The following is a 25,597-nucleotide window of genomic DNA, read 5'->3' on the forward strand; positions in this document are numbered from 1 at the left end:
TCAAGCCGCACTCGCTCCTGTCCGGAAAGCCGGTTCAGGCGATGTGCCAGGGACGTGTGGGCGATATGGATTTGCAGAGCATGACCGGTTTTGCACGTGCCGTCGCCGAGCACGAAGGCACCTCGATCGCCTGGGAGGTCAAGTCCGTCAACGGCAAGAGCGTCGAGGTACGGCTGCGGCTGCCGCAAGGCTTCGAACGGTTGGAACCTGCTGTCCGGCAGATGCTTCAGAAACGTTTTGCACGCGGCAATTTCCAGGCGACGCTGACCATCGGCCGTGCCGTTGGCGCGCAGGCGCAGCCGGTCGTCAACGAAGCCTTCCTGAAGGACCTTGCTGGGCTCGCCAAACGGCTGCAGGAGCAATTCGGCGTTGCTGCGGCGACGTCGGATGGATTGCTTTCGCTGCGCGGCGTGCTCGACATTCCTGAAACTGTCGAAACCGAGGAGGCGAGGGCCGCGCTCGATGCCGCGATCATGGCCGCGCTCGAAGTGGCCTTGAACGGGCTCGAACAGGCACGGCAGGGCGAGGGTGCCGCGCTGGCCTTGCTGCTGGCGGGTCATATCGACACGATCGAGGCGTTGACGCTGCGGGCAGAAGTGGATCCGTCACGCGAGACCGCGGTGATCCGCGAACGCATCGCCGAGCAGGTCAGGCTACTGATGGACGCTTCCGCCAATCTGGACGTCACCCGACTGCACATGGAGGCGGCGTTCCTGGCCACCAAGGCCGATATTCGCGAAGAGATCGACCGGCTGAAAACGCATGTCGCATCCGGCCGGGCACTGCTGGTGGGCGGCGGCGCGGTCGGTCGCAAGCTCGATTTTCTGGCACAGGAATTTAACCGCGAATCGAATACGCTGTGTTCCAAATCGAATGCCGCAGCCATCACCGCGATCGGCCTGGACCTGAAGGCGGTGGTCGACCAGTTTCGTGAACAGATCCAGAATCTGGAGTAGCCGATGGTTGCCAAGGATTTGGGGTCCCGCATACGCCGCCGGGGCCTGATGCTCGTCCTGTCGTCGCCGTCCGGCGCCGGCAAGTCGACGATCGCGCGCAATCTTCTGGAAAGCGATTCCAGCCTCGAACTGTCGGTCTCGGTCACCACCAGGCCGCGCCGTGGAAGCGAGATCGAAGGCGTCCACTATCATTTTCGGACGATGCGCGAATTCGAGCGGCTTCGTGATTCCGACGCGCTGCTGGAGTGGGCCGAGGTGCATGGCAATTGCTATGCGACGCCGCGCGAACCGGCCGAACTGGCGCTGTCCGAGGGGCGCGACATGCTGTTCGACATCGACTGGCAAGGCGCCCAGCAGCTCAAGGAGAAGATGCGCGCCGACATTGTCTCGATCTTCATCCTGCCGCCATCGATGAAGGAGTTGAAGGCGCGGCTGAAACGTCGCGCTGAAGACCAGGAGGCGGTGATCGAGACGCGGCTGAAAAACGCCCGCAACGAGATCGAGCACTGGAAGGAATATGATTTCGTCATCGTCAATGATGACCTTGACCGCGCCTTCGCCGAAGTGCGCGGCATCGTCGTCGCCGAGCGGCTAAGACGCGACCGCCGGCCAGGCCTGTTCGATTTCGTCTCTGGACTGTTGGACGAGAAGACGGGCTGAGACCTCTTCTTTCGCCCCGTTCACGGGGAGAAGGTGGCCCGAAGGGCCGGATGAGGGGCGGTGCTGGCATTTCAAGGTTCGTGCTGCCCCCTCATCTGTCTGCCGGCATCTTCTCCCCGTAAACGGGGAGAAGAGAGCTACACGGCATTGGTCAGCCGCACGAATTCCTCGACGCTGAGCGTCTCGGCGCGGCGTGTCGGATCGATGCCGGCGCGTTCGAGCAGGGCCTCGCCGCCGAGGCTTTTCACGCTCTGCCGCAGCATCTTGCGACGTTGGCCGAAAGCGGCTTCTGTGACGCGGCCGAGTTTCTTCACCTCGGCGGGCAGGGGCGTCGGGCGCGGCACCAGATGCACCACCGAGGAGGTGACCTTTGGCGGCGGCGTGAATGCCTGTGGCGGTACGTCGAAGGCGATCCTCGCCTCCGTCCGCCAGCCGGCAAGAACCCCCAGCCGGCCATAGCTGTCGCTGCCGGCAGGCGCGACGATGCGCTCGGCCACCTCGCGCTGGAACATCAAAGTCATCGAGGTGTAGAAAGGCGGCCAGTCGCTGACCGTCAACCAGCGCACCAGCAGCTCCGTGCCGATATTGTAGGGCAGGTTGGCCACGATCTTGACCGGGCCGCCATTGCCGGTCGCTCGACTGGCAAGGCCTGTGAAATCCGTCTTCAGCGCATCGCCGGAAACAACCTCCAGCCGGCCGGGATAGTGGTCGGACACTTCGGCAAGAGCAGCCAGGCAACGTTCGTCACGCTCGATGGCGATGACGTGACGCGCGCCGTTGGAAAGCAGGGCGCGGGTCAGCCCGCCGGGACCGGGACCGACCTCGATCACGGTTGCATCGGACAAGTCGCCGGCGGTGCGCGCGATCTTGCCGGTGAGATTGAGGTCGAGCAGGAAATTCTGGCCGAGCGCCTTCTTTGCCTGCAGCCCATGACGCTCGATCACCTCGCGCAGCGGCGGCAGCCCGTCGATGCTCATGCCCGAGATCTCATACCGCAACCGCCTTCGTGTTCGTGTCGGCCAGCCGCCGGGCAAGCTTCAGCGCCGCTATCAGGCTGTCGGGCCGCGCCACACCCTTGCCGGCGATGTCGAAGGCCGTGCCGTGGTCGGGCGAGGTGCGGATGAAGGGCAGGCCGAGCGTGACATTGACCGCCTCGTCGAAAGCCAGCGCCTTGGCCGGGATCAGCGCCTGGTCGTGATACATGCAAAGGGCCGCGTCGTAGCCGGCCCGCGCCCGGACATGGAATAACGTGTCGGCCGGCAAAGGGCCGAAAGCGTCGATGCCATCGGCACGCAGGATATCGACCGCCGGGCGCACGATCCGCTCGTCCTCGAGGCCCATGGCGCCGCCTTCGCCGGCATGCGGGTTGAGCCCGGCAATCGCCAGCCGTGGCTTGGCGATGCCAAAGCGGCCGGTGAGATCGGCAGCGGTGATGCGCGCGGTGGCGACGATCAGCTCGGTGGTCAGTGCCTTCGGCACCTCGGCCAGCGCGATGTGGATGGTGACGGGAACGGTGCGCAGGTCGGGTCCTGCCAGCATCATCACCGGCATCGCCTCGACGCCGCTGTGCCGGGCCGCCAGATGCGCCAGATACTCGGTGTGGCCGGGGAAGCGAAAGCCGGCGTCGTAGAGCGGCTTCTTGGCGATGGGGCAGGTGACCACGGCCGAGGCTTCGCCGGCAAGGCAACCGGCGACGGCGCGGTCGATGGCCTCGATGGTGGCAGCCGCATTGGCCGGATCCGGCCGGCCGGGGCTATCGATGCAGCTGGCGGCGAGCGGAACGATCGGCAAGGCGCGGGCAAAGACCTGCGCCGCTTGCGCTGATGTCGTTTCGACGACCGGCAGCGAAATGCCGAGCAGGCGCGCCCGGGAGGCGATCAGCGCCGGATCGGCGAGCAGGTAGAAGGGGGGCAGGGCGGCAGCTTCGCGCGCCATAAAGGCGGCGATGGCGATCTCCGGCCCAATGCCGGACGGATCGCCGGCGCTCAACGCGAGCGCAGTCACTGCGTTGCTCACGTCAGCGCTTGACGATGCGGGCTTTTGCCTTCAGCTCGTCGACATATTTCTTGCTGAGCGCGTCGGCATCCTTGTCGCCGCCGGAGCCTTCGGCCTGAAACGCCATCTGGGCGACCTTGTCGTCGGACACTTCGCGCGACGAGCAGATGCCGATGAATTCGACGCCGCGTTCGGTTTCGCGCGTGGCGGTGGCACCGCCGACTTTGGTCGCCTTGATCTGCTCGGCCCAGTCCGGCGGCAGCTGCGGCGCCAGCACCCGGCCCAGATCCCGAACGGTGACGTCGATCAGGCCCTTGGCGAATTCGCGCGTCGTTTTGCAGCCGTTGAAGCGGGCGCGCATGGCGTCGGCCTCGCGCTTGCGTTTGCCCAGCGTCGCGCTGCGTTCAGCTGCCGGCACCACGAAGATGACCTGCTGCAGCATGTATTCGGTGGCGCTCGGTTTGGCGCCGCCTTTTTCGAGCATCTTCCTCACGAGATCCTGCTCGCTGACGGCACCGGTGCCGTCGCCAGAACGGTAGCGCGCACTCAAAGCCTGGTTCCAGGCCATCTGGGCGCGGATGAATTCCTTGAAGTGGCTCTTGGTGACGCCTGACTTCTCCATGACGCCGTCAAGCTGGCTGAGCTGCATCTTGTTGCTCGAGGCAAAGCGCTGATACGCCGCCTCGACTTGTGCGTCGCTGATGCGGATGCCAAGCCGCTTGGCCTCGGCCATACGAAGCGTCTGGTCGATCATTTCCTGGCCGGCATCGCCCTTCTTGCGCTGCAGCTTCAGGAAGGCGGCGCGATGGGCTATGTCGCCGGTGGTGACCGGAATGTTGTTGACGACGTATTTGATCTCGCTGGCGAAAGCCGGCGGCGTCATTGCAGTGATCGACACGGACGTCGCCGCCACGAGCAACGCGAAACCTGCTGAAAAGAGGTATTTCCTCATCGTTGGTATCCCAATTCTATCCCGGTCCCGCCCAATTTCATCTTTCCAGGTGCGCGAAATCCGTGCCAGCCCTATGCGGCGAAACGATGTCGCCGATTGTTACTGGATCGTGTCGATGGCACTGGTCGACGAGCCGAATTCGCCGAGGGTGCGGAACGACAGATTGAAGCCGATGGTCTGCGACACCTCCCTGGTGTTCAGATCGCGCGACTGCGAGTAGGTCATCAGATAAGTGAAGCAGGAATCGTTGTAGGCGAAGCCGACACCGTCCTTGACCAGCAGGCTTTGCTGCAGGTCGTAGGTTCCTGTGCCGAAGACGCGCCAGTTTTCGGCCAGATGCGTGGATGCACCAAGTGTGACTTCGTGGCGGTCGGTGGTGAAGCCGTACAGTGGCTGGGCCTGGATGAAGGCGTATTTGGCGCTCAGCGACACAGGCAGGCCGGAATAGGCGGCCTTCACCTCGGCGCGGCGAACCTCGAAGCTCTGTTCGTCGAAACGGCCGCTGACCGAGGCCGCGAAGCCGTTGGGGCTGTTGATGCCGAACAGGCCGACATAATCGGATTTGGCCGTGTCGAGGCCGGAGTTGGCGCCGACATTGACCAGATCCGGCGCGGCGAACGAGTTCTCGCCGCCGATCTGATAGGATTGGCCGAAAATGGCATTGGTGCCCCAGCCATTGTTGTACGAGCCGGAATAGCGGAAGCCGACATTGGCGCGCGAACCGCCTTCGACGCGGTCGTAACCGGAGAACTTGTCGCGTTCGAACAAGGTGGTCGCGTCGAAGACCATGCTTTGGGCGTCTTCATTGGGTACTGCGAGACCGCCGACATATTGCTCGTTCGGGCGCATGAAGACCTGCGCCATTGGCTCGATAACGTGGCTGGACCCGCTGGCCATAGAAAACAGCACCGGCCAACGCATCTCGAGGCCTGCGGTTGCCATGTAACGGGCAAATGACGAGCGCATATCGGCCTGCTCGCTCAAATTTGCTGCCATCTGGTTGACGGCGTTTAGCGAAGCCGACGACGCGTTGAGGTAGTCCACATCGCCCTGCAGCGCGAGCAATGGTGTCAGCACCAGCCCGCCATCTGTGACGAAGCTCCGCTTCCACTCGGCCTCGGCGGTGAGACGGCCGGATTCGCCTTCGATACCAGGGACACGCTGTATGGGGGTGGAGAAAGTATCATCGAGCTCGTCGCGGCGGATGACACGCGCGTTGACATTGAGCGACAACTGGCCGCCGGCCACCGACGCATCAGGAATATAGGCATAGTCGAGCGACGGAAGCACCCAAGGCTGTTGTCCGCTTCGCGCAGAGGCGTTGTCGTCAGGCGTATCTTCCTGCACATCGAAATGCATGGCGCGCACGTCGAAATAGTTGCGGCCGTTGAGACCCGTCAAGTAGACCGACGACTGGTGGACGCTGCTATTGTACTTGTCGATGCCGTAGGTGTTCGAGAAGTTCTTGTCGGTCTGCAGCAGCACGTTCCAGCCGAAGTTCCAGCGTGAGTTGATGGCGAACTGCCCCTGGGTACCCATCATGCCGCGGAATTTGTTGGGATCGCCGGCGCTGCCCGAATTGACGTTGTGGCCAGAGCTGGATGGGAAGGCAGTGGTGTCGAGGAAGGCGTCGGGATTCTGCTGGTGTATCCCGGCGATCTTCAAGCTGTACTCGCCATTGTCGAAGCGCTGACGCCACTCGGCCTCACCGAGGAAACCCTGCTTGGTATAGCCGGTGCCGGTGACGGTCAGGTCGTAGGTCGGCGCCAATGCGAGATAATAGGGGACTTTCACGCCGACGCCGAGATCGCTCTTGTAGATGATGCTCGGGATCAGGAAGCCGCTCTTGCGCTTTACCGTCGGGTCGGCAATTTCGAATGCAGGCAGATAGGCAAGCGGAAAACCGAAGAACTCGAAATTCGCATTCTCGAAGCGAACCGTCTTCTTCTCGCCGTTCCAGATGATCTTCTTGGCCTTGACGCGCCAGGTCGGCGCTTTGTCCGGCTTATCCTCGCACGGCTCGCAGGCGGTGTAGACGCCATTGTGGAAGGTGGTCAGCACGCCGCCCATGCGTTCTGCGCTTTCGGCGGCGAAATAGGCCTTGTCGATGGTTTCGACCCGCAACGCATTGACGAAGCCGTCGGCGAAGTCATCGGTGATGTCGATATGTTGCGAATTGATCTTGGTGCCGTCGCTGTTGATGACTTCGACGTTGCCGCTCGCGACCATCCGCTTGGTGTTGCGGTTGTATTCGACGCGCTGGGCGACAAGGCGATTGCCACCATAGTCGATCTGCACACCGCCGACGGCGGTCACGGTCTGGTTGTCGTTGTTGTAGACCAGCGTATCGGCAGCCAGCAGCATTTGTGAGCCGGCTGGAACCGATGTCGCCACGTCGCCGACGTCCTGTGCAAGCGCCGGTGCCGGAACGGCGTAGGCAAGCACGCACGCCAAGGCGGTCGCCGCATAGAGGCGCGCCAAACCGGCCTGCCTGTTGCTGGGCAAAAACGCCTCCCTCACTAGCCGTCTTCCTTGTATAGCAGGAAAGTCACCCCGAAGAACATAGCCACCATGACCGGTACCCAGGCGGCTACGACAGTCGGCACGAATCCAGCCACGCCGAATGCCTTCACCAGCACCGAAACGACATAAAGCAGAAAGCCAGCGATGATGCCACCCAGAATCATCGTCGCCGACTGTCCCATCCTAGCAAATTGCATTGAAACCGTTGCCGCGATCAGCGTCATGGCGACGAGAAGGAACGGCAACGCCACGAGCGAATCAAACTGCATGGCAAAAGCATTTGCCTTGAGGCCGAAGGAGCGGGCAACCTCGACCTTTCCGGGCAGGTCATAGAAGGGGATGGTTTCGGGGCGCGCCAGCCGCTCTTGCACGAATTCGGGCTTTAGATTGGTCGGTACGCGATCGGTTGCCGATGCCTGGATCGTGCCGTTCTGGAATGTCTTGACGTCCTGCAATTCCCAATAGCCGTCGCGCAGGAAGGCACGGGCGGCGTCCTTGCGCTCGACGATGTTGCCTTGCGGGTCGAGAATGAAAAATACGACATCGGCCATTTCCAGGCCCTGGTTCAGGATGGCCCGCGCACCGATGATGGTGTCGCCCGAACTGGTTTTCTGCCGGATCCAGGGCGCGGCATCGGCCGAGACCGTATTCGATTTGCCGGAACGCAGCTGGGTTTCGATCTGCTCGGACCAGGAGAATGCGTGCGCGGCGAGTGGATTGATGACGCCAACCGACAGGACGCCGAACAGCAAGGCTCCGATACAGCAGGGCAAGAGGAACTGCCAGGCGGAAACACCGGCGGAACGGGCGATGACCAGCTCGTAGCGCCGGTTCAGCGACACCAGCGTCGCCATCGCCGAGAAGAGACCGACGAACGGCACCGTCTGCAGCATGATCATCGGCATACGGAGGCCTGAAATGGCTACCGCCGTGCCGTAGGTGAAGCCGGGCAGGCCGGTGGTGCGGCCGGACAGCTCGGTGAAGTCGATCAGGAACACCAGTGCCAGGAGGCCGATGAAGAACCAGATGGTGATCGTCACATAGCGGAAGAAGAAGTAGCGGCCCAGTGTCCAGCCCATCAGCCGACCCCTTGCCCTGATGCGCCGCGCCTGGACAGACGCAATTTGAAAGCATTCCAGCTGTCAGCGATGCGCGTGGCGAAGTTTGTCATCCAGTCCGCCCAGGTCACCGGCAGTTCCAGTGTTCGGTTGGAGACGATGAACCAGATCGCCACCGCGGAAGCCACGATCGGCACGCCATAGACCATATACGCATATTGCGGGACCTCATCCGCCTTGCTGGCGGCAAAAAAGCCCAGCCAACGCACGAACAGCGATATCGTGATCGCCGTGATCAGCGGATTGACGCGCGCCTCGCGGTGCGAGCGCGCATCCCCGGCGACCGCAAGCGCGATCAGCGCGAAAACCATGGAATAGGTCCATTCCGAGAACCGTTGGTTGACCTCGGCCCGGTATTCGTAGGGGTTCTGCTGATAGTACTTGTCGTTGGCGCCCGGGTTGAGCAGGTACTGCGTCGTCTGGTCCTTGGGCAGGAGCGTCACCGCCGAAGCCGCCGCCATGAAGGCCGACATGTCGAAGGCATAGGAGGTAAAGCGGATGACGGAGAGATCGCCGGTCAGCGTTTTGCGATGGATGACGCCGTCATTCATCATCAGCACCTTTTCACCGCCGCGTTCGACGATGCTGCCGGTCTTGGCGTAGTAGACGAGGTTGACGCCTTCCTCGCGCGAATCGGCGACGAAAATGCCACCCAGCCGATTGTCGGGAAGGCGCTCACCGATCTGCAGGAACAGCCCGTCGTCAATCTTGCGGAAGGTGCCTTCCTGGATGATCAACGACAACAGATCCGCGCGCGACGAGGCCACCAGTGCCCGGTTCTTCTGCCGTGCGTAAGGGTCGATGCCGTTGTCGACGGCAAAGGAAAAAACGGCGGCGGCGAGCGCCAGCAACATGATCGGCCGTACGATCGTCCAGCGCGAGGCCCCCGCGGCGTTGACGACGGCGAGTTCGGAATCCGAATTCATCACACTGAGTGTCTGTGCGACTGCTACCACCAGCGCAAAAGGCACCACGATCGGGATGATGGACGGAAGGATGAGGGCGGCGACTTCGAAGAAGGTCAACGCCGACTGGCCGCTGTCTGTCACCAGATCGATCTTTGCCAGCACCTGTGTCGTCCACACGATCGCCAGCGTCCACACAAGAGCGGCCATGAAGACCACGAAAGCGCGGCGCATGATGTAGCGTTCAACGACCTTCATGAAGGCTTTTCTCGATTTTTTCGAACGGCATCATGCCACCGAACAAGGTAGCTGTCCGGCAGCGCCTGCACAACTGGCTCCATCAGATGGTCGATCCGGGTTCTGTCCCACATTACGCCCCCCGGCTGGGCGGAGTGTCGGCGGGAATGGATAAGAAAGGGCGAACATCGATGGTTAACAACAGGTTGCGGCAAAAAGCGGGGCCGTGCCGCGACGAATCGTCATCGATTCCATAGGTCATATGGGATGCCAATTCGGCAAAGTCTTGCCAAATGCCGGAAAACGACCAAATGTCGCGCATCGTTTCGAACCGCTTCCCCAAAAGTCGCGCATTCCCTGAAAGCAGGACATGATGAATCAAAGACCGTCGATCGCCTTCGCCAAATTTTCCGGGTCCCAGAGCGCGGTAAACAAGAAGGGCACTGTCTTCGTGTTCGCGGCGGACGAGGGCGGCCTGAGCGACGTCGCCAAGGCCGGCGATCCCGGCAAGACATTGGAGCGGGCCTTTCCCGTGGCTGAGTTCATGGGCAAGTTCGCCAGCACGGTGGAAGTTCTGGCGCCGCAGGGAGCGTCGCTCGACAGACTCGTAGCAATAGGCACCGGCAAGGTGTCGGGACTGGACGAATATGCGTGGCTGAAGCTTGGCGGCACCGTTGCCGCGTCGCTGCGCAAGGCGACCGAAGTGGCGGTGGTCCTCGATGTGGCCGGCGCCTCGCCGAGTGCGAAGGATGCGGCAAACCTTGCCGCGGGCATTCTCCTGCGCAGCTATTCCTTCGATAAGTACAAGACCAGGAAGGACAAGGACGACAGCAAGGCAGAGCCGAAGAAGCCGGTCAAGGTGACCATCCACACCGCCGATCCGGCCGCTGCGAAGAAGGCCTTCGCCGATGCCGAGGCGGTGATAGACGGCGTCCTGCTGGCGCGCGACCTCGTCAACGAACCGGCAAACGTGCTTGGGCCGGTCGAGTTCGCTGCCCGCGCCAAGGAACTCGAGGCGCTAGGCGTCAAGGTCGAGATATTGGCTGAGAAGGAAATGAAGAAGCTCGGCATGGGCTCGCTGCTCGGTGTCGCGCAAGGCTCGCCGCGCGGCGCCCGCATGGCGATCATGCAGTGGAACGGCGGCAAGCCGAAGGACAGCCCGATCGCCTTCGTCGGCAAGGGCGTCACTTTCGACACCGGCGGCAATTCCATAAAGCCGGCCTCGGGCATGGAGGATATGAAGGGCGACATGGGCGGTGCCGCCGCCGTCACCGGCCTGATGCATGCGCTGGCGGCCCGCAAGGCGAAAGCCAATGTCGTCGGTATCATCGGACTGGTCGAAAATGCTGTCGACGGTCATGCCCAGCGTCCCGGTGATATCGTCACTTCGATGTCGGGCCAGACCATCGAGGTGCTCAATACCGACGCCGAGGGCCGCCTCGTGCTGGCCGATGCGTTGTGGTACTGCAACGACCGCTTCCAGCCGAAATTCATGGTCAATCTGGCGACGCTGACCGGCGCCATCATGGTGGCGCTCGGCCAACATTATGCCGGCCTGTTTTCCAACAATGACGAACTGGCGGAAAAGTTGTCGGCGGCGGGGCAGGCGACGCAGGAACGGCTGTGGCGCATGCCGCTCGGTGCCGAATACGACAAGCTCATCGATTCCAAGAACGCCGACATGAAGAACATCGGCGGCCGTTTTGGTGGCGCCACCATTGCGGCGCAGTTTCTGCAGCGCTTCGTCAAGGATACGCCATGGGCTCATCTCGACATTGCCGGCACGGCGATGGGGGCGCCGTCGAACGAGATCAACCAGTCCTGGGGTTCCGGTTTCGGCGTCAGGCTGCTCGACCGGCTGGTGCGCGATAATTATGAGCAATGAACGGGTTCAATCACTATAGGCTGAAGCGATGGCCGACGTCCTGTTCTACCACCTGACCGAATCGACGCTGGAGGATGCGCTGCCAGGCCTCCTGGAGCGCAGCGTCGACCGTGGCTGGCGCGCCGTGGTGCAGACAGGCACCGAGGAACGCCGCGATGCGCTCGACCAGCATCTGTGGACCTTCCGCGACGATTCGTTCCTGGCGCACGCAACCGATCGTGAGGCTCATCCCGGTGAACAGCCGATTCTGTTGACCACCGGCGACGGCAATCCCAACGACGCCAAGATTAGGTTCCTGGTCGACGGTGCGGTGCCGCCTGACCTTGGCGGCTACGAGCGCGCGGTGTTCCTGTTCGATGGCCACGATGCCGCCCAACTCGAGGCGGCGCGAGGGCACTGGAAGGTGATGAAGAGCGCTGGCCACGCCGTCACCTACTGGCAACAGACGCCAGATCGCCGCTGGGAGCGCAAGGCTTAAGGCAGGTCGCCTGAACGTCAGGCGACATGCTTGACCTGTGGCGTGTCACGACAATATCTACTGCTTTGCCTCGATCCGGTTATCTACTGCTTTGCCTTGATCCGGTTCATTTTCGTTGTGACGTAGTCGCCGTATTTCAATTTCATCGACTCGTCCGACCGGTTTCGATGCGGGCTCTTGAAAACGTACCATTCGCCATCAGGCGATTTACGCTTGTAGATAACCTTGCCCACTTGGCGATGCTCGAAGCAGGTCATCGAGCCCTTCACACCCCAGGAGCCATGCCATTGCGCGCGGTAGCAGAGCTTGCCGCCGCCGGGAATGAACCACATGCCGTCGCCATAGCCCGACTTGCCCTTGTCGTGAGTCCAGGCATCGAACTGCCTCTGCTTGACGGCAAAGAACCCGGCGCCCTTCTTGCCCCACAGCCACGAATGGTTCTGATAAATCTGGTAGACGCCTTCGTCAGGAACGACCGTGGCTTTTTGCGCCTGCTCGACGATCCTTGTCGCCGTCTTGGCCGTCGCAGGAACCTGAAAGGCAAGAACAAGAACGGAGCAGGCGAATGCCGCTCCGAGATAATTTCCCACTACCCGTTTCACGAAACTTCTCCACAGACTGATTTACGCCACGCCTCAACCCTCATCCCGAACCGCTGGTTCGAGATGGATCATGATCAAACAAGGAGATTGGAAATCGATCCCGATCGCGTCGGGATCGATCAGCACGATGCGTCTACGGCAGGACGTGCTGGGTCACCCTCCAGTCGGGCAGACCATAGCCACCCAGCCACGGCCACACTTCCTTCTGGTTGAAGTAGACGACCGAAGTCAGCGCCGGGAACTCCGCGTAGGATTTGCGGGAATCTTCCTGCCATTTCGAGACATAGTCCTGCTTTCCGACATAGCCGAGTTCCGCAACGACGATCGGCTTGTTGAACACTGCAACGCGGTCATAGCCGGGCTTCAGCAGCTCAGCGAAGGTACGGTCATGACCGGCCTCGTCATTGTCCTTTTTCTGCAGACCGAACACCGACAGGCCGATGACGTCGACATAGTCGTCGCCGGGGTAGTATTTTTCCAGACCCTCTTCGCCCTTGGGCGACCACATATACTTGGCGGCGGGGGCAGCCTTGCGGCAGATATCCACCTCGCGCTTGTAAGCGGAGATCCAGTCCTTGGGAGCCCAGTTGGCCCAAGTGAAGCGGCCGTTCTTGTCTTCCATTTCCTGAGCCCAGCGAATGGTCACCGGGCTCTTCATCTGTCCCACCAGGCCGCAGATTGCCTGCATGTTGGCGTCATATTTGCCGCTCAAAATGCCGTCGCGCAATTCGGGCGGGGTGATGCGCCAGTCCTTCGACCAGGTCCACGGCTCAACCGTAATCAGCAGCGAACGTCCGCGTTGCAGCGCATAGGCGTCGGCAAGCGGCAGCGTTGACAGATCGACGTCTTCCCAGGGCAGGAACAGCTCTTCGATGCTGGCGCTCTTGTCGGTGCTGAAGTCGCCGTAGGGATCATAGGAACCGAACGCCGACGCAGCGCTGCTCGTTTGGAAGGGGTCCGTCGCGGCTACCGAGCCAGCGCCTCCTGCCGTGGGGAACGCGGCGCTTCCGCCCAATGCCAGCGCGATTGCGAGTGCTTTTACTGTGGAGTATTTCATGTCGATCTCCCATGGCCCCAACCTCTTTCGGAAGTTAAGGCTTCGCCCGTGCGCATCGATGCCTGATCGACACGACTACCCAAAAACCGATCGGCTCTATTTGGCAGAATCTGCGGGATTTCGGAGCGACCCCATTGGCGGATGTGCGAACCTGGCACAGAGCCACCCAAAATTACCTCTCAAGCCCCTATACAGGGGGCGTTCGAGAGAAAGTTCGCCGCGATACTCACAAATTCGCGTCAAAATCCCGATATATCATCCCTGGCTAATTTAAGAGCCGGTCAGGGCCAAGAGTCAAGCACAATTAACGGTTGCTTAACCTTGACGACCGCAACATGGTTAACGGCTTTGGCCGGATCCCCTCCGACTGCCTCGACCCGTCGGTGAATTTCCAGCACCAAAGAGTTTGCCGGCTCGCCGCCAGACTGACTGCTCGGTAGCGGCTATTCCTCCCCCGATACGCGTTAGGTTAACCAAATCTCAAGAATCATTTCAACAAACAATTAATTTAGTTGACGCTAAGAAAGCATTAGCTAATTCTAATCCTGGGATTTTGGGAGCTTCCAGCCACCTTGTCGGCGGAAGCCCAAAGTGGCGGGCGAGTAAGTGTATGAGTGCTTCCGTGCATGATGGCGTCGTCGGCCATAAGAGCAGACGGGCGCATCAATCTGAGGCGGCTCTGGCAGTCACTGCGCAGAAGGGACCCTTTCTGGTGCCCGTGCTGTCGGCCATTCAGCAATGGATCCTGAGACTGGCGCTGGCTTTCTGGTTCTGCACACTCGGGTTTTTCTGGATCTGGTGGCTGAAGCCGGAGCATGTCGAACATCTCGGGCCATACACGTTCGCAACACTCATCCTGGTATGGCTCACGCTCATGCCGTTGTACTTTCTCTTGAACGTGCATGCGTCGAAAAAACCGTCCAAGCTTCACACGATCCCGAAGCGTTCGCGGGTCGCGATGGTGGTCACCAAGGCCCCCTCCGAACCGTTTGCCGTCGTTGCGCGCACGCTCGAAGCGATGCTGGCACAGGATTACCCGCACGACACCTGGCTGGCCGACGAGGATCCCTCCGAAGAGACAGTTCGCTGGTGCGACGCTCACGGCGTGATGATTTCGACGCGGCGCGGCAGGCAAGACTATCACCGCACGACATGGCCACGCCGGACGCGCTGCAAGGAAGGCAATTTGGCGTTCTTCTACGACCACTATGGCTACGAGCGTTACGATTTCGTCGCCCAGATGGATGCGGACCATGTACCGACGCCAACCTATCTGAGGGAGATCCTGTTTCCCTTCGCCGATCCCTCGGTTGGCTATGTCTCGGCGCCGAGCATCTGCGACAACAACGCCGCCGAGAGTTGGGCGGCGCGCGGCAGGCTGTTTCCGGAAGGGATGTTTCACGGACCGCTGCAGTCCGGCCATACGGGCGGTGGAGCTCCGCTCTGCATCGGCTCGCATTATGCCGTGCGGACCAAGGCGCTGAAGCAGGCGGGCGGTCTCGGTCCTGAACTGGCGGAAGATCACTCCACCTCCATGTTGATCAACGCGGCCGGATGGCACGGCGTGCATGCGCTCGACGCCATCGCCCATGGCGATGGCCCGCAGACCTTCGCCGACCTCATCACCCAGGAATTCCAGTGGTCGCGCAGTCTGATGACGATCCTGCTCGAATATTCGCCGAGCTATCTCCCAAAGCTGTCGCCGCGGCTGAGATTCCAGTTCCTCTTTTGCCAGCTCTGGTATCCGCTGTTCGCCGTCTTTGCGTTGCTGATGTACCTCATGCCGGTCTATGCGCTGTCTACCGGGCGCAACTTCGCCAATGTCATGTATCTCGACTTTTTGTTCTACTATCTGCCGAACGCGGTCGCGCTGGTTGGCCTGGTGATGCTGCTGAAGGCGTTCGGCCTCTCGCGCCCGATGACGGCCAAGACGATCAGCTGGGAAGGCACGCTGTTCCTCTTCTTCGCGCGTTGGCCTTGGGTGCTGGCCGGCACGTTGTCGTCGATCCGCGACTATCTGACCAAATCATTCGTCGATTTCCGCGTCACGCCCAAGGGCAGCGGCCCCAAGCACCTTCTGCCGGCTCGCGCCCTCACTCCCTATGTGGCGCTGGCCATCGGCGCGGCACTGCCTGTCCTGCTCGTTGAGCACCCCTTCGATGCTACCGGCTTCTACTGGTTCGCCGCCTTCAACGCCTTCCTCTACGGGCTGCTGGTTGTTGTGATTGTCGTAAGGCACGTCATCGAAAACAGGATTCCGTTGCGCGCCAATGCGGCGAAAGTCGCCTTTCAGGGGTCGCTTGCCGTGCTGGCGCTGATCGTGCCCGCCGCGGGCTTCTACGATCGCGGCATGGAAGGCGTCTACGGACTGCAGCAGGGCGCCGGTGGCCTGCGCATCGTGCGCATCGCCTATGTGGTTTCCGGCGCTGGCCAGGGCAACATCGGTGGCCGCAATTTCTACTTCGATCCAGGTTGGGAAACGCGGCGCTGAATGCTGGACGCGTCCGCGTAGCGGGCCGGCACTCTGGACGGCTGCAGGCACGAGCCCAAAAGGTCAAACTTTAATTATATCCGATCGATTGCCGAAAGGCCGCGTTCATCGTGTCGTTTGCATGATCTTTAATAAGTTTCCCCTAATATACAATCCATGATGTGAGCGGCGATAAGCTGCTCGCGTGGCGCGGAAGCCAAAAAAGCAAATAGATCTCCGCGCTGCAACGAATTATATTCGTGGTAGGGGACAATGATGAACAAAGTTATGGAAAGAATGGCAAGGATCGGCACGAAATATGCTTGTGCATTCGCCGCCGTTGCATTGATCTCGATACTCTCAGGTTGCCAGAGCAAGGACGCGACCAAGACCAGTTCGATCGGCACAAAGTCCGTGGTGCATACGCACGGCAAGAAGGTGCACGACGTCAAGAAGAAGCGGCTGCATCTGTTCAACCGCAAGTCGCTCACACAGACGACCATGGTGACGCGTACGAGGGAGGAGGCCTATGCGGCCTTCGTGCGGCCGCAGCGGGTCGGAAGGCCGGCGCCGGTGAAGGTCTCCTACCGTCTGGGCAATGGCGGCCCGTTCCTGGGTCGTTCGCCTTGGATTTGTGGCCCGAGCGGTTTCGGCCAGCGCGCCAGCTGCCGTTCGCGCTACTAGACCATCGGACCTAAAAGTGGCGGCGCGATTTGAATGAAGGATCCGCCGCTCTTGTCTTCGCCAGGGGGCGCGAGTCGAGGGCGAGAGGTTGGCGCAGACGTTGCGCCTTGCCTCTTGCCCTCAGGCCGCCATTCCTGGGATCAATGAACCCTGCCAGTCCGCCGTCGGCCTTAAACCAAAATCCCTCCCAGCAAGCTATCGATGAAGCCACTGCCCCGGTCAACGCTGGGGACGGAGAGCCTCGATGGCGTCCCGATCATCTCATGATGGCCGGCTCGGGCGGAGCCAGCCGTCATTGTCACTGCGCGCCGGCTGTGGCCGCGCGACATAGGCCGATGCTCCATTCGCTTCGTGATAGACCCGTGCCAGCATTTCAGCCAGCACGCCCGACGTCACCATCTGCACCCCGGCGATGAGCAGGAAGAAGCCGGTGAACAGCATCGGTCGCGTTCCAATGTCTTCGGCAAAAAGCAGCTTCAGGCAAAGCAGGTAGGCAAGGATCAGCGAACCCAGCGCGCCAAGCACGATGCCGATGCCGCCGAAGAAGTGCCCGGGCCGTGTGCGATAGCGCATGAAGAAGTACATGAAGACCAGATCGAGCACGACCCTGAAGGTGCGCGAAATGCCGTATTTGGATTGGCCATGGATGCGGGCGTGATGCGTCACCACTTCCTGCGCGATGCGTCTGGGGGTCGTCACCGTGGCCAGCCATGCCGGGATGAAGCGGTGCATCTCGCCATAGAGCTTGACGCTGCGGATGACGTTGCCGCGATAGACCTTGAGGCTGCAGCCATAGTCCTTGAGGCGCACCCCGGTGACGCGCGCGATCAGCGCGTTGGCGATCCGCGAGGGCAGCCTGCGCATGAAAAAACCTTCCTGGCGATCCTTGCGCCAGCCCACCACCAGGTCGAGATCCTCGCTCAACAGGCGGTAGACCATACGCGGAATGTCGTAGGGATCATTTTGCAGGTCGCCGTCGATCGTGGCGATGACGTCGCCGCGCGCCGCGTCGATGCCGGCCTGCATCGCGGCGGTTTGCTTGTAGTTGCGCACCAACTCGACCGCATGCACATGCGGGCCGTAATGCGCCGCCAGGCGCCTGATCTCGCTCACCGTCGCGTCGGTGCTGCCGTCATCGACCAGCACGACCTCCCACGGCTGGCCGTAGCGTTCCATCGCCTGGTGAATCCGCACCAGCAGCGGTTCGACGTTTTCGGCCTCGTTGTACATGGGCACGACGATGGACAGTGTATGGTCCGGCAACACCGCGCCGTCAGGCAGTCCCGAAGCAGGGATGGGCAATACGCTCATAGGGATGGCTTCCTTGCAGGGCCGACGGCCGGGTTCCCCGGCAGTGTCGATTTCGAGGGAAACAGCCAGGCGATCGCACCCGTGGCGATTGCCGAGCAGAAGATGAACAGATGCAATGCCAGCGCTGCCTGAAGGCCGCTCTTCATGGCGATGCCGGAGGTGAGCAGCGCCGCCGCTGCACCCGCTTCGTAGGTGCCGAAGCCGGCGACGCCTTGCACCGGTAGTATGGCGGCGCCTTCGGCCCCGACGACGCCTGGAAAGGCGGTCGAAAAGGATGTCCCCAGTAGCATTGCCAGCAACCATCCCTGTACGGTGAGCTTCAGCGACCAATTGGCGATCGTCCACCACCAGCCATAGCGCGATCGGCCGGTCGCCTCGGTGAAGACATCGCGCACCCTGCCGAGTTTTGCCACGATCTTGCCGCGGCCTGCCCAGTCATGCGGCGCACGCGCCCAGCGCGGCAGACACCAGGCGGCAGCGATTACCGCGGCCACGCCCGCGATTCTTATCGCCGGATGCAGGCCCGGCCACACAGCCAGGGCCAGCACGCCGACGACGAAGGCGTCCTGCAGCCTGAACCACAGCAGCGAGGCGCTGGCACGCATGATCGGTATGCCGAAGACCTGGCGCAGGAGCAGGGGAAATGCCGTCTCGCCGCCGCGGAAGGGCACGACGTTGATCATCGCATTGTGGATCAGAATGACGCGCAGGCAGGCGCCGAAACGGCCATGCACCTCCTCGCGGAACTCGTCGCAGACGCGCAGCGCGCGCAGCACGTAGGTGACGAACAGCGCAAGCGCCACGGCCGCGAAAGCGCCGGGCGTGATGCTCGCGAAAGCATCGCCCACCATCTTCCAGCGCGAGTCGCTGGCGACCCACGCTAGTAGGGCCAGGGTCACGATTATTGAGATTGCTCTTTTCAACCAATTCTCCGCCGGTTTCCACCGCCGAGTTCAAATGGCAGCACCGCGTGGCGCCCGAGTATCCCTAGCGCCGTCCGGGATCGGTTCGCCTGGCCCACCGGCTTGCCGAGTTTCGGCAGGAGAACGCGGCCGCCGAACCGTCGGGACGATATCCTGTCCAAGGCCCACAGCCCCAGACTGTCGCGGTTCTATGGACGGCTGATCCTATAGACCAGCAAATCGTCCGAATCCACAAGCTTGGTTGCGGTCTTGTCGAGATAGTCGATGACCCCGTCATGATGCTCGAGGAACAGCCGGTCCTGCTTGTCGGCGGCGTTCTTGGCCGTGCCGAACAGGTCCGCGCCTTGCGCGCGCAATTCCTCGAGCTGCGCGATCGCGGTGGCATCGTCCGCTACGAATTTCGACCATTCGACATCGCCGCCGCCAGGCGGGAACACCCAGCCACGCGCTCTGCTGTAGTAGACGGCGACGGGATCGCCGACCTCGGGGGCAATGGCGACGACGAGGTCGCCCGGCTGCGCTAACCGCGCCAGTTCGTCGCCAAGCAGCTTGCCATTCATGGCGATCGGCGTCTTCATTGTCCTGACAAGGGGAAAAGTCGACCAGACCAGCGTGACGGCCGCGATGCAGATCGCGCGCAGCACGACCGCCGGGGACAGAACGGGTCCCGATGCAAGCGTTGCAAGGAGAAACGCGCCGCGGCCGCAGAACATCGCGAATGGCACATGGAAGATGTGGTAGTTCCAGGGATTGCTGGTGATCTCGCGCGCTGCCGCCAGATAGATGACGATGGCCGCAGCCAGCCAAACATAAGGGATGGCCGAAAGAGTGCGTTGCTTGGGGGCTTCGACGGGTCTGGGCGGCAGCCAGAAGCCGATCGCGATCAGCACCATGAACGGATAGCCGTAGAACCACCAGACCGAGGTATTCCATACGGATTTGAAGTAGAAGCTGTTCCTGAAGAATGTCCAGAAACCGGAATCCCAGATATAGCCGCTGCCCGCGACATGAAACGGCGGATAGCTGCGTCCGAGATAAATGGCCCAGCTGAAATAGGCGCCGATGATGGCCAAGCTCAAAAGCCCCGACAGGAAGACCTTGGCCGCCTGCTTTCGCTTCTTCTCAAGAACCCAGGAAACCATGAGGTAGAAGATGACGGCGCCGGCGGCGAGGCCCGGCGGCTTTGCCAGCACGCCGAGCGAGAAGCTCGCCGTGGCAAGCGGCAGGAGCCAGCCGCTGCCGCCGGCCCAGTATTTCGCGAACAGCCAGACGCCGAGCGTCACCAGGGCCAGCATCGCGGGATCGGGAAGAAACGAGCTGTCGATCATGATCGCCGCCGGCATCAGCGCGTAGGCAAGTGCCGCGGCGTGAGCGTGGGTCTCGTCCCAGCATATGGCCGTTAGCCTGTGCAGCGAAAACACCGTCACCAGACCGAAGAAGGCCGCTACCATGCGGCCGAACCAGTCGTGCCAGCCGAAGAGTTGATAGAGCAGGGCGGTCAGATAGCTGACGATCTGGAACTCGCGGCCCTGATAACTTGGCCCGGGTCCGGTCCAGCTGACCTCCGGAAAGAAGATGTTCCAGCTGCGCTGCTGGAAATTGTCGGCCATCATTGCCGTGCTTACCTCGCGCCAACTGAAGGCATCGACGAGTGGCAAGGTGATGTTGTGGAACCTGAACACGACCGCAATGAACAGGATGCCCAGCAATATCGCCATGTTGGGGCTCAGGGTGCTGCGAGCAGCCATCTCCCGGTCGCTTGACTGCAGGTATTGCTGACCTTCGGCCTGATTCAACTCCGGGTCGTCCGTCATTTGAAACCGCGTCCTCCCTGACGTCTGCGGATGTTGCTTTTGAGCGCGATTGTCGGAGGTGGAGGAATATACGACGCAATTCTTAATTTTGACGATTGCGGCTGCGTGTGTTTCGAATAGTTGTTGTTTATCCGCTTGGCGAAGGTTGACATCACCGTTCTCGCGACTGTTAAATAGTTTCCTAGGCTGTCAGAGCGCTGATAGTGCTTCCTTGGGCCAAACAGGCATGCGCACGCCAATTGTACCGACAGCTCTGACCAGATTGCCGCCGCTTTGCGTCGACCGCCGGCAGCACAGACCCCGTCGGTTCGCAAGTTGCACGCAGCTTATGTTTCTCCTGGCCCTCTGCGGCCAGACGGCGCTTTCGGGAACAGCGCATGCGGCTGCCGCCAAAGACAGCGGACCGGCGCAAGCGGTTGTCGCCACCGTTCCGACTGCCTACGAGCTGTCGCTTCTTTACGCCGATCGCACATGGGTGTGGAAAAACGGAGCAGCCTATTTCGCACAGGGCAATCGACGCCTCGAGGCCTGGACGTCCGGGCCGGACATGGCATCTTTCGCGGCGGGCAGATGGCTGGTCACCAGCAACGGTAAGATGTGCATGGAACTCGCCTGGCGGTCGAAGGGCTACACCGGCAAGCAAAAACGCACCTGCTACAGCCACCGGATTCAGGGCGGGAACATCGAGAAACGCGAGGATCCGGATGGGGAATGGTACAGTTTCAAGCGATCTCCCGAGGATACTTCCGACGAATACCGGAAATTCGAAGTGGGCAACCCGAAGGGCGCGCAGTTCGAAGAGACCCGCAAGCTGGTCGATTCCAAAAATTAGGTACGCAGCCGACCCATCCTGACGAGTTGAACAAAATCACTCAATCCCGCTTTCGAGAGCGGACTGCAATTGCAAGGCACCTGTCAGGGATCTGGCGAATCGCTTATGGTAGGACATCAAGCAGTTCGGCTGGAGCCGTCGGTGCGCCGATCGCTGGTTGATGGCATTCAACTTTATCTGCCAGAACGTCGAGACAATGGGCCTACCATACGGTTTTGATGAAATTTAATAATTAGTGATGTCTAATATTGACGTGTGATGTGCGAGTGGTCACTCATGCGGCGTGAGAGCGGCGAAGCATAGTATGTCGCGATGCGCCCTTGGCTTATACTTGATAGCAAGGGACACATGATGAACAATTCAGCGATGGGTGCAGTCAACCCAAGCAAAAATATCGTATCTATTAAAAATATCGTGGCTATCGTTGCGGCCGCGGCGATGATCTCTGTGGTTGCAGGCTGTCAGAGTATGGATGCGACCGAAACCAATTCGGTCCTCGTCAAGCCTGTGGTCCACGCCATCCGCAGCCAGCCCGTGCAGGCCGGATTTCCCGTGCGCTCGCTCCGGGCCGACCTTCCGATCCAGATGACAAGCACAACAGGAACCGAAAGTGCCTACGCCTTTGCACCACCGCAACGGATCAGAGCCAGCACGCCGGCGCCGGTGAAAATCTCGTTCAATCCTGGCGATGGCGGCACGTTCTCGGGCGGCTCGCCTTATATCTGCAGCCCTAGCGGGTTTGGCCAGCGCGCGAGCTGTCGCCCCCGCTATCTCTGACCCGTCGAGCGGCGACCGACGTTGCCGCCCTGGCTGGCGGCAGTTTCATTGGCCTGGTCTTCAGTCCGAAAAAAGGAGCGGCCGTCCTGACAATCGTGTCGATGTCTGAAAGTTCCGGCACAAAGCCAAGATGTTCGCGTGCGCTTCCCGGATCGGCGTAGAGCTCCGCCGGATCTCCGGGGCGCCGGCTTCTGAACACTGCCGGGACCGGTCTTGACGTCATTCGGCCGACCGCCTTGACGATTTCCTTGATGGAGACGCCCCGCCCGGTGCCGAGATTGACCGCCAGGCTTCGCCCGCCACCCTCGAGATGCATGAGCGCTTTCAGGTGGGCGCGGGCCAGATCGGTGACGTGGATATAATCCCTTACGCAGGTGCCGTCCGACGTGTCGTAGTCGGTGCCGAAAACCTCGATCGCGTCGATGATGCCCGATGCGGCCATGAGCACTCTGGGAACCAGGTGGGTTTCCGGCGAATGCCACTCACCAAGCTCGCCGTCGGGATCGGCGCCACAAGCGTTGAAGTAGCGCAGGATAGCAAATTTCATCCCATACGCGGATGCATAGTCGCCGATGATCTGTTCGCCCATCAGCTTGGAGCGCCCGTAAGGGCTGATCGGATTCTGCGAGGAGGTCTCGCGAACGGGCAATGCTTCCGGCACGCCGTACGTCGCACAGCTGCTGGAGAAGATGATGTTTTCGACCGAACAAGCGCGTGCGGCATCGAGCACCGCGATGGTGCCTGTCACATTGGTTGAATAATATTCGGCCGGCTCGCGAACGGACTCTCCGACATAGGCCAGCGCCGCAAAATGGATCACAGCCGTCGGCCGGTGCGTTTCCATCGCCCGCTTCAATGCATCCCGATCCCGGATATCGCCGACGACAAGCGGACCCCAGGCGACGGACCTCTCGTTGCCGCGGCTCAGATTGTCGAAAACCACCGGGATGTAGCCGGCGGAGGCCAACTGCTTGCAGGTGTGGCTGCCGATGAAGCCGGCTCCACCCGTCACCAGGACTGCCGGCCGGCTCATGAGGCGGCAGCTCCTCTGGAAATGCGGTTTCCGTAGAGCAGGGTGTCAAAATACTCGACGGTACGCGCGAGTCCCTGGCTCAAGTTGATTTTCGGCTCCCAGCCGAGATTGGCCTTGGCAAAAGAGATGTCCGGCTTGCGCTGCCTGGGGTCGTCGACGGGCAGCGGCCGATGCACGATCTTCGATCGGGCGTTGGTGTAATCGACGACCAGCGTCGCCAGTTCCATGATGGTGAATTCGGCAGGGTTGCCGAGATTGACCGGGTGAGTGGGCGCGCTCGGCGCGTTCATCAGCCGGACAAAGCCCTCGATCAGGTCGTCGGCATAGCAGAAGGAGCGCGTCTGCTGGCCGCTGCCATAGACGGTCAGGTCCTCGCCGCGCAGCGCCTGGACGATGAAGTTCGAAACCACGCGCCCATCGTCGGGCTGCATGCGGCGCCCGTAGGTGTTGAAAATGCGGGCGACACGGATATCGAGGCCATAGGTTCTCGAATAATCGAAGAACAGGGTTTCGGCCGAGCGCTTGCCTTCATCATAGCAGGAACGCGGTCCGTGCGTGTTGACGTTGCCGAAGTAGCTCTCGGGCTGTGGATGCACGAAGGGATCGCCATAGACTTCGGACGTAGAGGCCTGGAATATCTTGGCCTTGTTCTGTCGCGCGAGTTCCAGAAGGTTCAGCGATCCAAGCACGCTTGTCTTGAAGGTGTGGATCGGGTCTGCCTGGTAGTGCGGCGGAGAGGCGGGGCAGGCGAGATTGTAGATCTCGTCGCACTGAAGATCCGAAGGCAGTGCATCGACGATGTCATGCTCGATGCAGGTGAAGCTCGGATTACGCAGAAGGGTATTGAGATTGTATCTTTTGCCGGTGTGGAAATTGTCCAGCGCGACAACGTCGTATCCGTCCCGCAAAAGACGTTCGCACAAATGCGATCCTAAAAACCCCGCTCCTCCGGCGACAAGGGCGCGTCGTCGGCTTTGGTTGGCGCCCCTTTGGCTGCCGGATTCCAGTTTCAGAACCTTGACAAGCTTACCCATGCTTTCCTCGCACGCACCGCACACGCTACCGCCGGGGCCGGGACAAAGCATCGCCCGGCCACGTTCCTGAGAACGTGGCAAACCTCCGCGTCTGCGGAATCGCCATCACTGATGTGCGTTAATTGTTCTTTGGCTTTCGCGAAGCTGGTACGACTACACGACCTCCGTGCTGCCGCTCAGCATTCTCTGCGCCCCGAAAACGCGGTCACCCGCTCGGTGTCACCATCGCCGATTGCTCGCCCAAATTGCACATCCCAACATATCGAAAATATACCTGTGGAAATTATAGTCAACTAAATTAGTGATTTCTTAACCAAGTGCGCTCGCGGATGGTTAACATGAGGGGGCGACGGTCTCTCGGGCTGAAACACGGCGCATACGGAAAATCCTCTTTACTAATCAGCATATTGGCTCGATCGACGACAATGTATGACCGGACGCGGAAGCTGTCCCTTGAGGTAGGATCGAAACTTGACAGCAAGGACGGCCGAGAATGAGCCGACAGCGATGTCAGCGCAGCGCGCGAAATACTCGGCTTAATTTTTGAGCGCATAGGTAGAACCTTGAATTGTTGCGCGGCCAGGCCGCCAATCTGGTTGCGCTCGCACCCGCACGGCCCACCTCCAGGTGGCTGCCCGCAACTGGCCATCGCCTTTTGGCCGTCGGGGCGCTATGGCAAGGTCACGATACGCCATGGTGATCTGAATGCGCTTTCTGTTTGTCCTGATCCTGCTCGTCGGCGCCGGCATCGGTGTCGTCTATCCCTGGGCGATGAGCAACTTCTCCGGCCATGAGATCGGCACCTGGCGGGTCTATGAGCAGGGCCGCTTCAAGCGGCTGACGGTGCCGCTCTCCGGCCGCGACGCGCCTGTGCGGGTGCTGGTCGACCTGACCGCAAGAGCCGAGCGCATCGTTTCGCAGCAGCGCACCGTGCTGACGCTGACCGCTGCAAGCAATGGCCGCACGGTGCTCGCCTCGACGCTGCAGTTCAACCATTCCGACAATCCTCGCCAGGCTAGCCCGCAACTGACCGACAAGATCTTTCGCGACGAGGCCGGCGTGATCGCGACCGTCAGCCCGGGCCCCTATACCTTCACCGTCGGACCGGGTGATGCCGACGACATACCGATGCGGGCGGTCGATCTCATCCTGCGCTCCGGCGCCGGCGAGATCGACAGCCGTGCACGGCCGGTCGGCTTCGCGCTGATGGCGATCGGCCTGATCGGATTCTTGCTGACTTTGCGCACTCGTGGCGGCCGGCCGGAAAATCCGAACTCGCAGCCGCCACCGCCGCGTTGGGGCAGGGGCTGATGCATGTCGCCCAAAAGTGTGCAGCGGTTTTGGGACAACG

General features: G+C 61.3%; 22 protein-coding genes. 9 read left to right on the forward strand and 13 right to left on the reverse strand.

Annotation, left to right across the window (positions count from 1 at the left end; all coding sequences use genetic code 11):
* Positions 1-65 precede the first annotated feature (65 nt).
* Together EOB49_RS09220 and gmk are read left to right on the forward strand one after the other, a co-directional pair.
* Positions 66-956, forward strand: coding sequence for a YicC/YloC family endoribonuclease (locus EOB49_RS09220; RefSeq protein WP_127380785.1), 891 nt, complete (start codon positions 66-68; stop codon positions 954-956).
* 3 nt (positions 957-959) lie between these two features.
* A complete protein-coding gene (gene gmk, locus EOB49_RS09225) occupies positions 960-1,616 on the forward strand; it encodes a guanylate kinase (protein ID WP_013532512.1) in 657 nt (218 codons plus the stop codon).
* A 137-nt stretch (positions 1,617-1,753) separates the two neighbouring features.
* Here the strand turns inward: gmk and rsmA are convergent, their stop codons facing one another.
* The 6 genes from rsmA to lptF all read right to left on the reverse strand — a co-directional run bounded on the left by rsmA (position 1,754) and on the right by lptF (position 9,367).
* Entirely contained in the window at positions 1,754-2,593 is an 840-nt protein-coding gene (gene rsmA / locus EOB49_RS09230; protein ID WP_127380786.1) for a 16S rRNA (adenine(1518)-N(6)/adenine(1519)-N(6))-dimethyltransferase RsmA, read from the reverse strand.
* Between the two features lie 10 nt (positions 2,594-2,603).
* Complete coding sequence (pdxA, locus tag EOB49_RS09235; RefSeq protein ID WP_127380787.1) at positions 2,604-3,632, reverse strand: 4-hydroxythreonine-4-phosphate dehydrogenase PdxA; 1,029 nt, start codon at positions 3,630-3,632, stop codon at positions 2,604-2,606.
* A gap of 1 nt (position 3,633) precedes the next feature.
* The gene (locus EOB49_RS09240) at positions 3,634-4,563 is read right to left on the reverse strand and encodes a peptidylprolyl isomerase (protein WP_127321184.1); all 930 of its coding nucleotides are present in this window, start codon (positions 4,561-4,563) and stop codon (positions 3,634-3,636) included.
* A gap of 99 nt (positions 4,564-4,662) precedes the next feature.
* Positions 4,663-7,083 (reverse strand): LPS-assembly protein LptD, encoded by a 2,421-nt coding sequence (locus EOB49_RS09245; RefSeq protein ID WP_164781630.1) that lies wholly within the window; start codon positions 7,081-7,083, stop codon positions 4,663-4,665.
* Entirely contained in the window at positions 7,083-8,168 is a 1,086-nt protein-coding gene (lptG, locus tag EOB49_RS09250) for an LPS export ABC transporter permease LptG (RefSeq protein WP_206526097.1), read from the reverse strand. Before lptG ends, EOB49_RS09245 begins: the two co-directional genes overlap by 1 nt.
* A complete protein-coding gene (lptF, locus tag EOB49_RS09255; RefSeq protein WP_127267686.1) occupies positions 8,165-9,367 on the reverse strand; it encodes an LPS export ABC transporter permease LptF in 1,203 nt (400 codons plus the stop codon). Before lptF ends, lptG begins: the two co-directional genes overlap by 4 nt.
* 352 nt (positions 9,368-9,719) lie before the next feature.
* Here lptF and EOB49_RS09260 point away from each other — a divergent pair, with 352 nt between their 5' ends.
* Together EOB49_RS09260 and EOB49_RS09265 are read left to right on the forward strand one after the other, a co-directional pair.
* Positions 9,720-11,231 carry a leucyl aminopeptidase gene (locus EOB49_RS09260; protein WP_127380810.1) on the forward strand — a complete coding sequence of 504 codons (1,512 nt, stop codon included), beginning with the start codon at positions 9,720-9,722 and terminating at the stop codon, positions 11,229-11,231.
* Positions 11,232-11,259: 28 nt separating this feature from the next.
* Complete coding sequence (locus EOB49_RS09265; RefSeq protein ID WP_023813773.1) at positions 11,260-11,709, forward strand: DNA polymerase III subunit chi; 450 nt, start codon at positions 11,260-11,262, stop codon at positions 11,707-11,709.
* Between the two features lie 83 nt (positions 11,710-11,792).
* Here EOB49_RS09265 and EOB49_RS09270 read toward each other — a convergent pair whose 3' ends face one another.
* Together EOB49_RS09270 and EOB49_RS09275 are read right to left on the reverse strand one after the other, a co-directional pair.
* Positions 11,793-12,311 carry a DUF995 domain-containing protein gene (locus tag EOB49_RS09270; protein ID WP_127380790.1) on the reverse strand — a complete coding sequence of 173 codons (519 nt, stop codon included), beginning with the start codon at positions 12,309-12,311 and terminating at the stop codon, positions 11,793-11,795.
* A gap of 133 nt (positions 12,312-12,444) precedes the next feature.
* Complete coding sequence (locus EOB49_RS09275) at positions 12,445-13,368, reverse strand: glycoside hydrolase family 26 protein (RefSeq protein WP_127380791.1); 924 nt, start codon at positions 13,366-13,368, stop codon at positions 12,445-12,447.
* Positions 13,369-13,978: 610 nt separating this feature from the next.
* Between EOB49_RS09275 and EOB49_RS09280 the strand changes: the two genes are divergently transcribed.
* A complete protein-coding gene (locus tag EOB49_RS09280; RefSeq protein ID WP_127380792.1) occupies positions 13,979-15,859 on the forward strand; it encodes a cellulose synthase catalytic subunit in 1,881 nt (626 codons plus the stop codon).
* A 255-nt stretch (positions 15,860-16,114) separates the two neighbouring features.
* Entirely contained in the window at positions 16,115-16,522 is a 408-nt protein-coding gene (locus EOB49_RS09285) for a hypothetical protein (RefSeq protein ID WP_127380793.1), read from the forward strand.
* Positions 16,523-16,783: 261 nt separating this feature from the next.
* On the opposite strand, the gene EOB49_RS09290 is transcribed toward EOB49_RS09285, so the two are convergent.
* The 3 genes from EOB49_RS09290 to EOB49_RS09300 all read right to left on the reverse strand — a co-directional run bounded on the left by EOB49_RS09290 (position 16,784) and on the right by EOB49_RS09300 (position 20,570).
* Positions 16,784-17,833 (reverse strand): glycosyltransferase family 2 protein, encoded by a 1,050-nt coding sequence (locus EOB49_RS09290; RefSeq protein WP_127380794.1) that lies wholly within the window; start codon positions 17,831-17,833, stop codon positions 16,784-16,786.
* Complete coding sequence (locus EOB49_RS09295) at positions 17,830-18,756, reverse strand: lysylphosphatidylglycerol synthase domain-containing protein (protein WP_127380795.1); 927 nt, start codon at positions 18,754-18,756, stop codon at positions 17,830-17,832. The genes EOB49_RS09290 and EOB49_RS09295 overlap by 4 nt, the downstream gene beginning before the upstream one ends.
* Positions 18,757-18,944: 188 nt before the next feature.
* A complete protein-coding gene (locus EOB49_RS09300; RefSeq protein WP_127380796.1) occupies positions 18,945-20,570 on the reverse strand; it encodes a glycosyltransferase family 39 protein in 1,626 nt (541 codons plus the stop codon).
* Positions 20,571-20,898: 328 nt separating this feature from the next.
* On the opposite strand from EOB49_RS09300, the gene EOB49_RS09305 reads away from it, so the two are divergent.
* Both EOB49_RS09305 and EOB49_RS09310 read left to right on the forward strand, forming a co-directional pair.
* Complete coding sequence (locus EOB49_RS09305; RefSeq protein WP_127319819.1) at positions 20,899-21,402, forward strand: DUF995 domain-containing protein; 504 nt, start codon at positions 20,899-20,901, stop codon at positions 21,400-21,402.
* A gap of 348 nt (positions 21,403-21,750) precedes the next feature.
* Positions 21,751-22,179, forward strand: a complete 429-nt coding sequence (locus tag EOB49_RS09310) for a hypothetical protein (RefSeq protein WP_245472598.1) — start codon at positions 21,751-21,753, stop codon at positions 22,177-22,179.
* Here EOB49_RS09310 and galE read toward each other — a convergent pair.
* Positions 22,133-23,212 (reverse strand): UDP-glucose 4-epimerase GalE, encoded by a 1,080-nt coding sequence (galE, locus tag EOB49_RS09315; protein ID WP_127380797.1) that lies wholly within the window; start codon positions 23,210-23,212, stop codon positions 22,133-22,135. The genes EOB49_RS09310 and galE overlap by 47 nt on opposite strands.
* Positions 23,209-24,246, reverse strand: a complete 1,038-nt coding sequence (locus EOB49_RS09320) for a UDP-glucuronic acid decarboxylase family protein (protein WP_127380798.1) — start codon at positions 24,244-24,246, stop codon at positions 23,209-23,211. Before EOB49_RS09320 ends, galE begins: the two co-directional genes overlap by 4 nt.
* Positions 24,247-24,951: 705 nt before the next feature.
* Between EOB49_RS09320 and EOB49_RS09325 the strand changes: the two genes are divergently transcribed.
* Entirely contained in the window at positions 24,952-25,557 is a 606-nt protein-coding gene (locus EOB49_RS09325) for a hypothetical protein (RefSeq protein WP_127319041.1), read from the forward strand.
* The last annotated feature ends 40 nt before the right edge of the window (positions 25,558-25,597 follow it).

This window comes from Mesorhizobium sp. M7A.F.Ca.MR.148.00.0.0, from assembly GCF_003997735.1.
In the GTDB taxonomy this organism is placed as follows: Bacteria; Pseudomonadota; Alphaproteobacteria; order Rhizobiales; family Rhizobiaceae; genus Mesorhizobium.

What these genes read in the sequence shown, in the direction of transcription:
- EOB49_RS09310 (WP_245472598.1), top strand. Translation starts at nt 21,751, where the DNA reads ATGATGAACAATTCAGCGATGGGTGCAGTCAACCCAAGCAAAAATATC.
- gmk (WP_013532512.1), top strand. Translation starts at nt 960, where the DNA reads ATGGTTGCCAAGGATTTGGGGTCCCGCATACGCCGCCGGGGCCTGATG.
- EOB49_RS09280 (WP_127380792.1), top strand. Translation starts at nt 13,979, where the DNA reads ATGAGTGCTTCCGTGCATGATGGCGTCGTCGGCCATAAGAGCAGACGG.
- lptF (WP_127267686.1), bottom strand. Translation starts at nt 9,367, where the DNA reads ATGAAGGTCGTTGAACGCTACATCATGCGCCGCGCTTTCGTGGTCTTC.
- galE (WP_127380797.1), bottom strand. Translation starts at nt 23,212, where the DNA reads ATGAGCCGGCCGGCAGTCCTGGTGACGGGTGGAGCCGGCTTCATCGGC.
- EOB49_RS09325 (WP_127319041.1), top strand. Translation starts at nt 24,952, where the DNA reads ATGCGCTTTCTGTTTGTCCTGATCCTGCTCGTCGGCGCCGGCATCGGT.
- EOB49_RS09240 (WP_127321184.1), bottom strand. Translation starts at nt 4,563, where the DNA reads ATGAGGAAATACCTCTTTTCAGCAGGTTTCGCGTTGCTCGTGGCGGCG.
- EOB49_RS09300 (WP_127380796.1), bottom strand. Translation starts at nt 20,570, where the DNA reads ATGACGGACGACCCGGAGTTGAATCAGGCCGAAGGTCAGCAATACCTG.
- EOB49_RS09285 (WP_127380793.1), top strand. Translation starts at nt 16,115, where the DNA reads ATGAACAAAGTTATGGAAAGAATGGCAAGGATCGGCACGAAATATGCT.
- EOB49_RS09260 (WP_127380810.1), top strand. Translation starts at nt 9,720, where the DNA reads ATGAATCAAAGACCGTCGATCGCCTTCGCCAAATTTTCCGGGTCCCAG.
- EOB49_RS09320 (WP_127380798.1), bottom strand. Translation starts at nt 24,246, where the DNA reads ATGGGTAAGCTTGTCAAGGTTCTGAAACTGGAATCCGGCAGCCAAAGG.
- EOB49_RS09220 (WP_127380785.1), top strand. Translation starts at nt 66, where the DNA reads ATGGATTTGCAGAGCATGACCGGTTTTGCACGTGCCGTCGCCGAGCAC.
- EOB49_RS09265 (WP_023813773.1), top strand. Translation starts at nt 11,260, where the DNA reads ATGGCCGACGTCCTGTTCTACCACCTGACCGAATCGACGCTGGAGGAT.
- EOB49_RS09275 (WP_127380791.1), bottom strand. Translation starts at nt 13,368, where the DNA reads ATGAAATACTCCACAGTAAAAGCACTCGCAATCGCGCTGGCATTGGGC.
- EOB49_RS09305 (WP_127319819.1), top strand. Translation starts at nt 20,899, where the DNA reads ATGTTTCTCCTGGCCCTCTGCGGCCAGACGGCGCTTTCGGGAACAGCG.
- EOB49_RS09290 (WP_127380794.1), bottom strand. Translation starts at nt 17,833, where the DNA reads ATGAGCGTATTGCCCATCCCTGCTTCGGGACTGCCTGACGGCGCGGTG.
- rsmA (WP_127380786.1), bottom strand. Translation starts at nt 2,593, where the DNA reads ATGAGCATCGACGGGCTGCCGCCGCTGCGCGAGGTGATCGAGCGTCAT.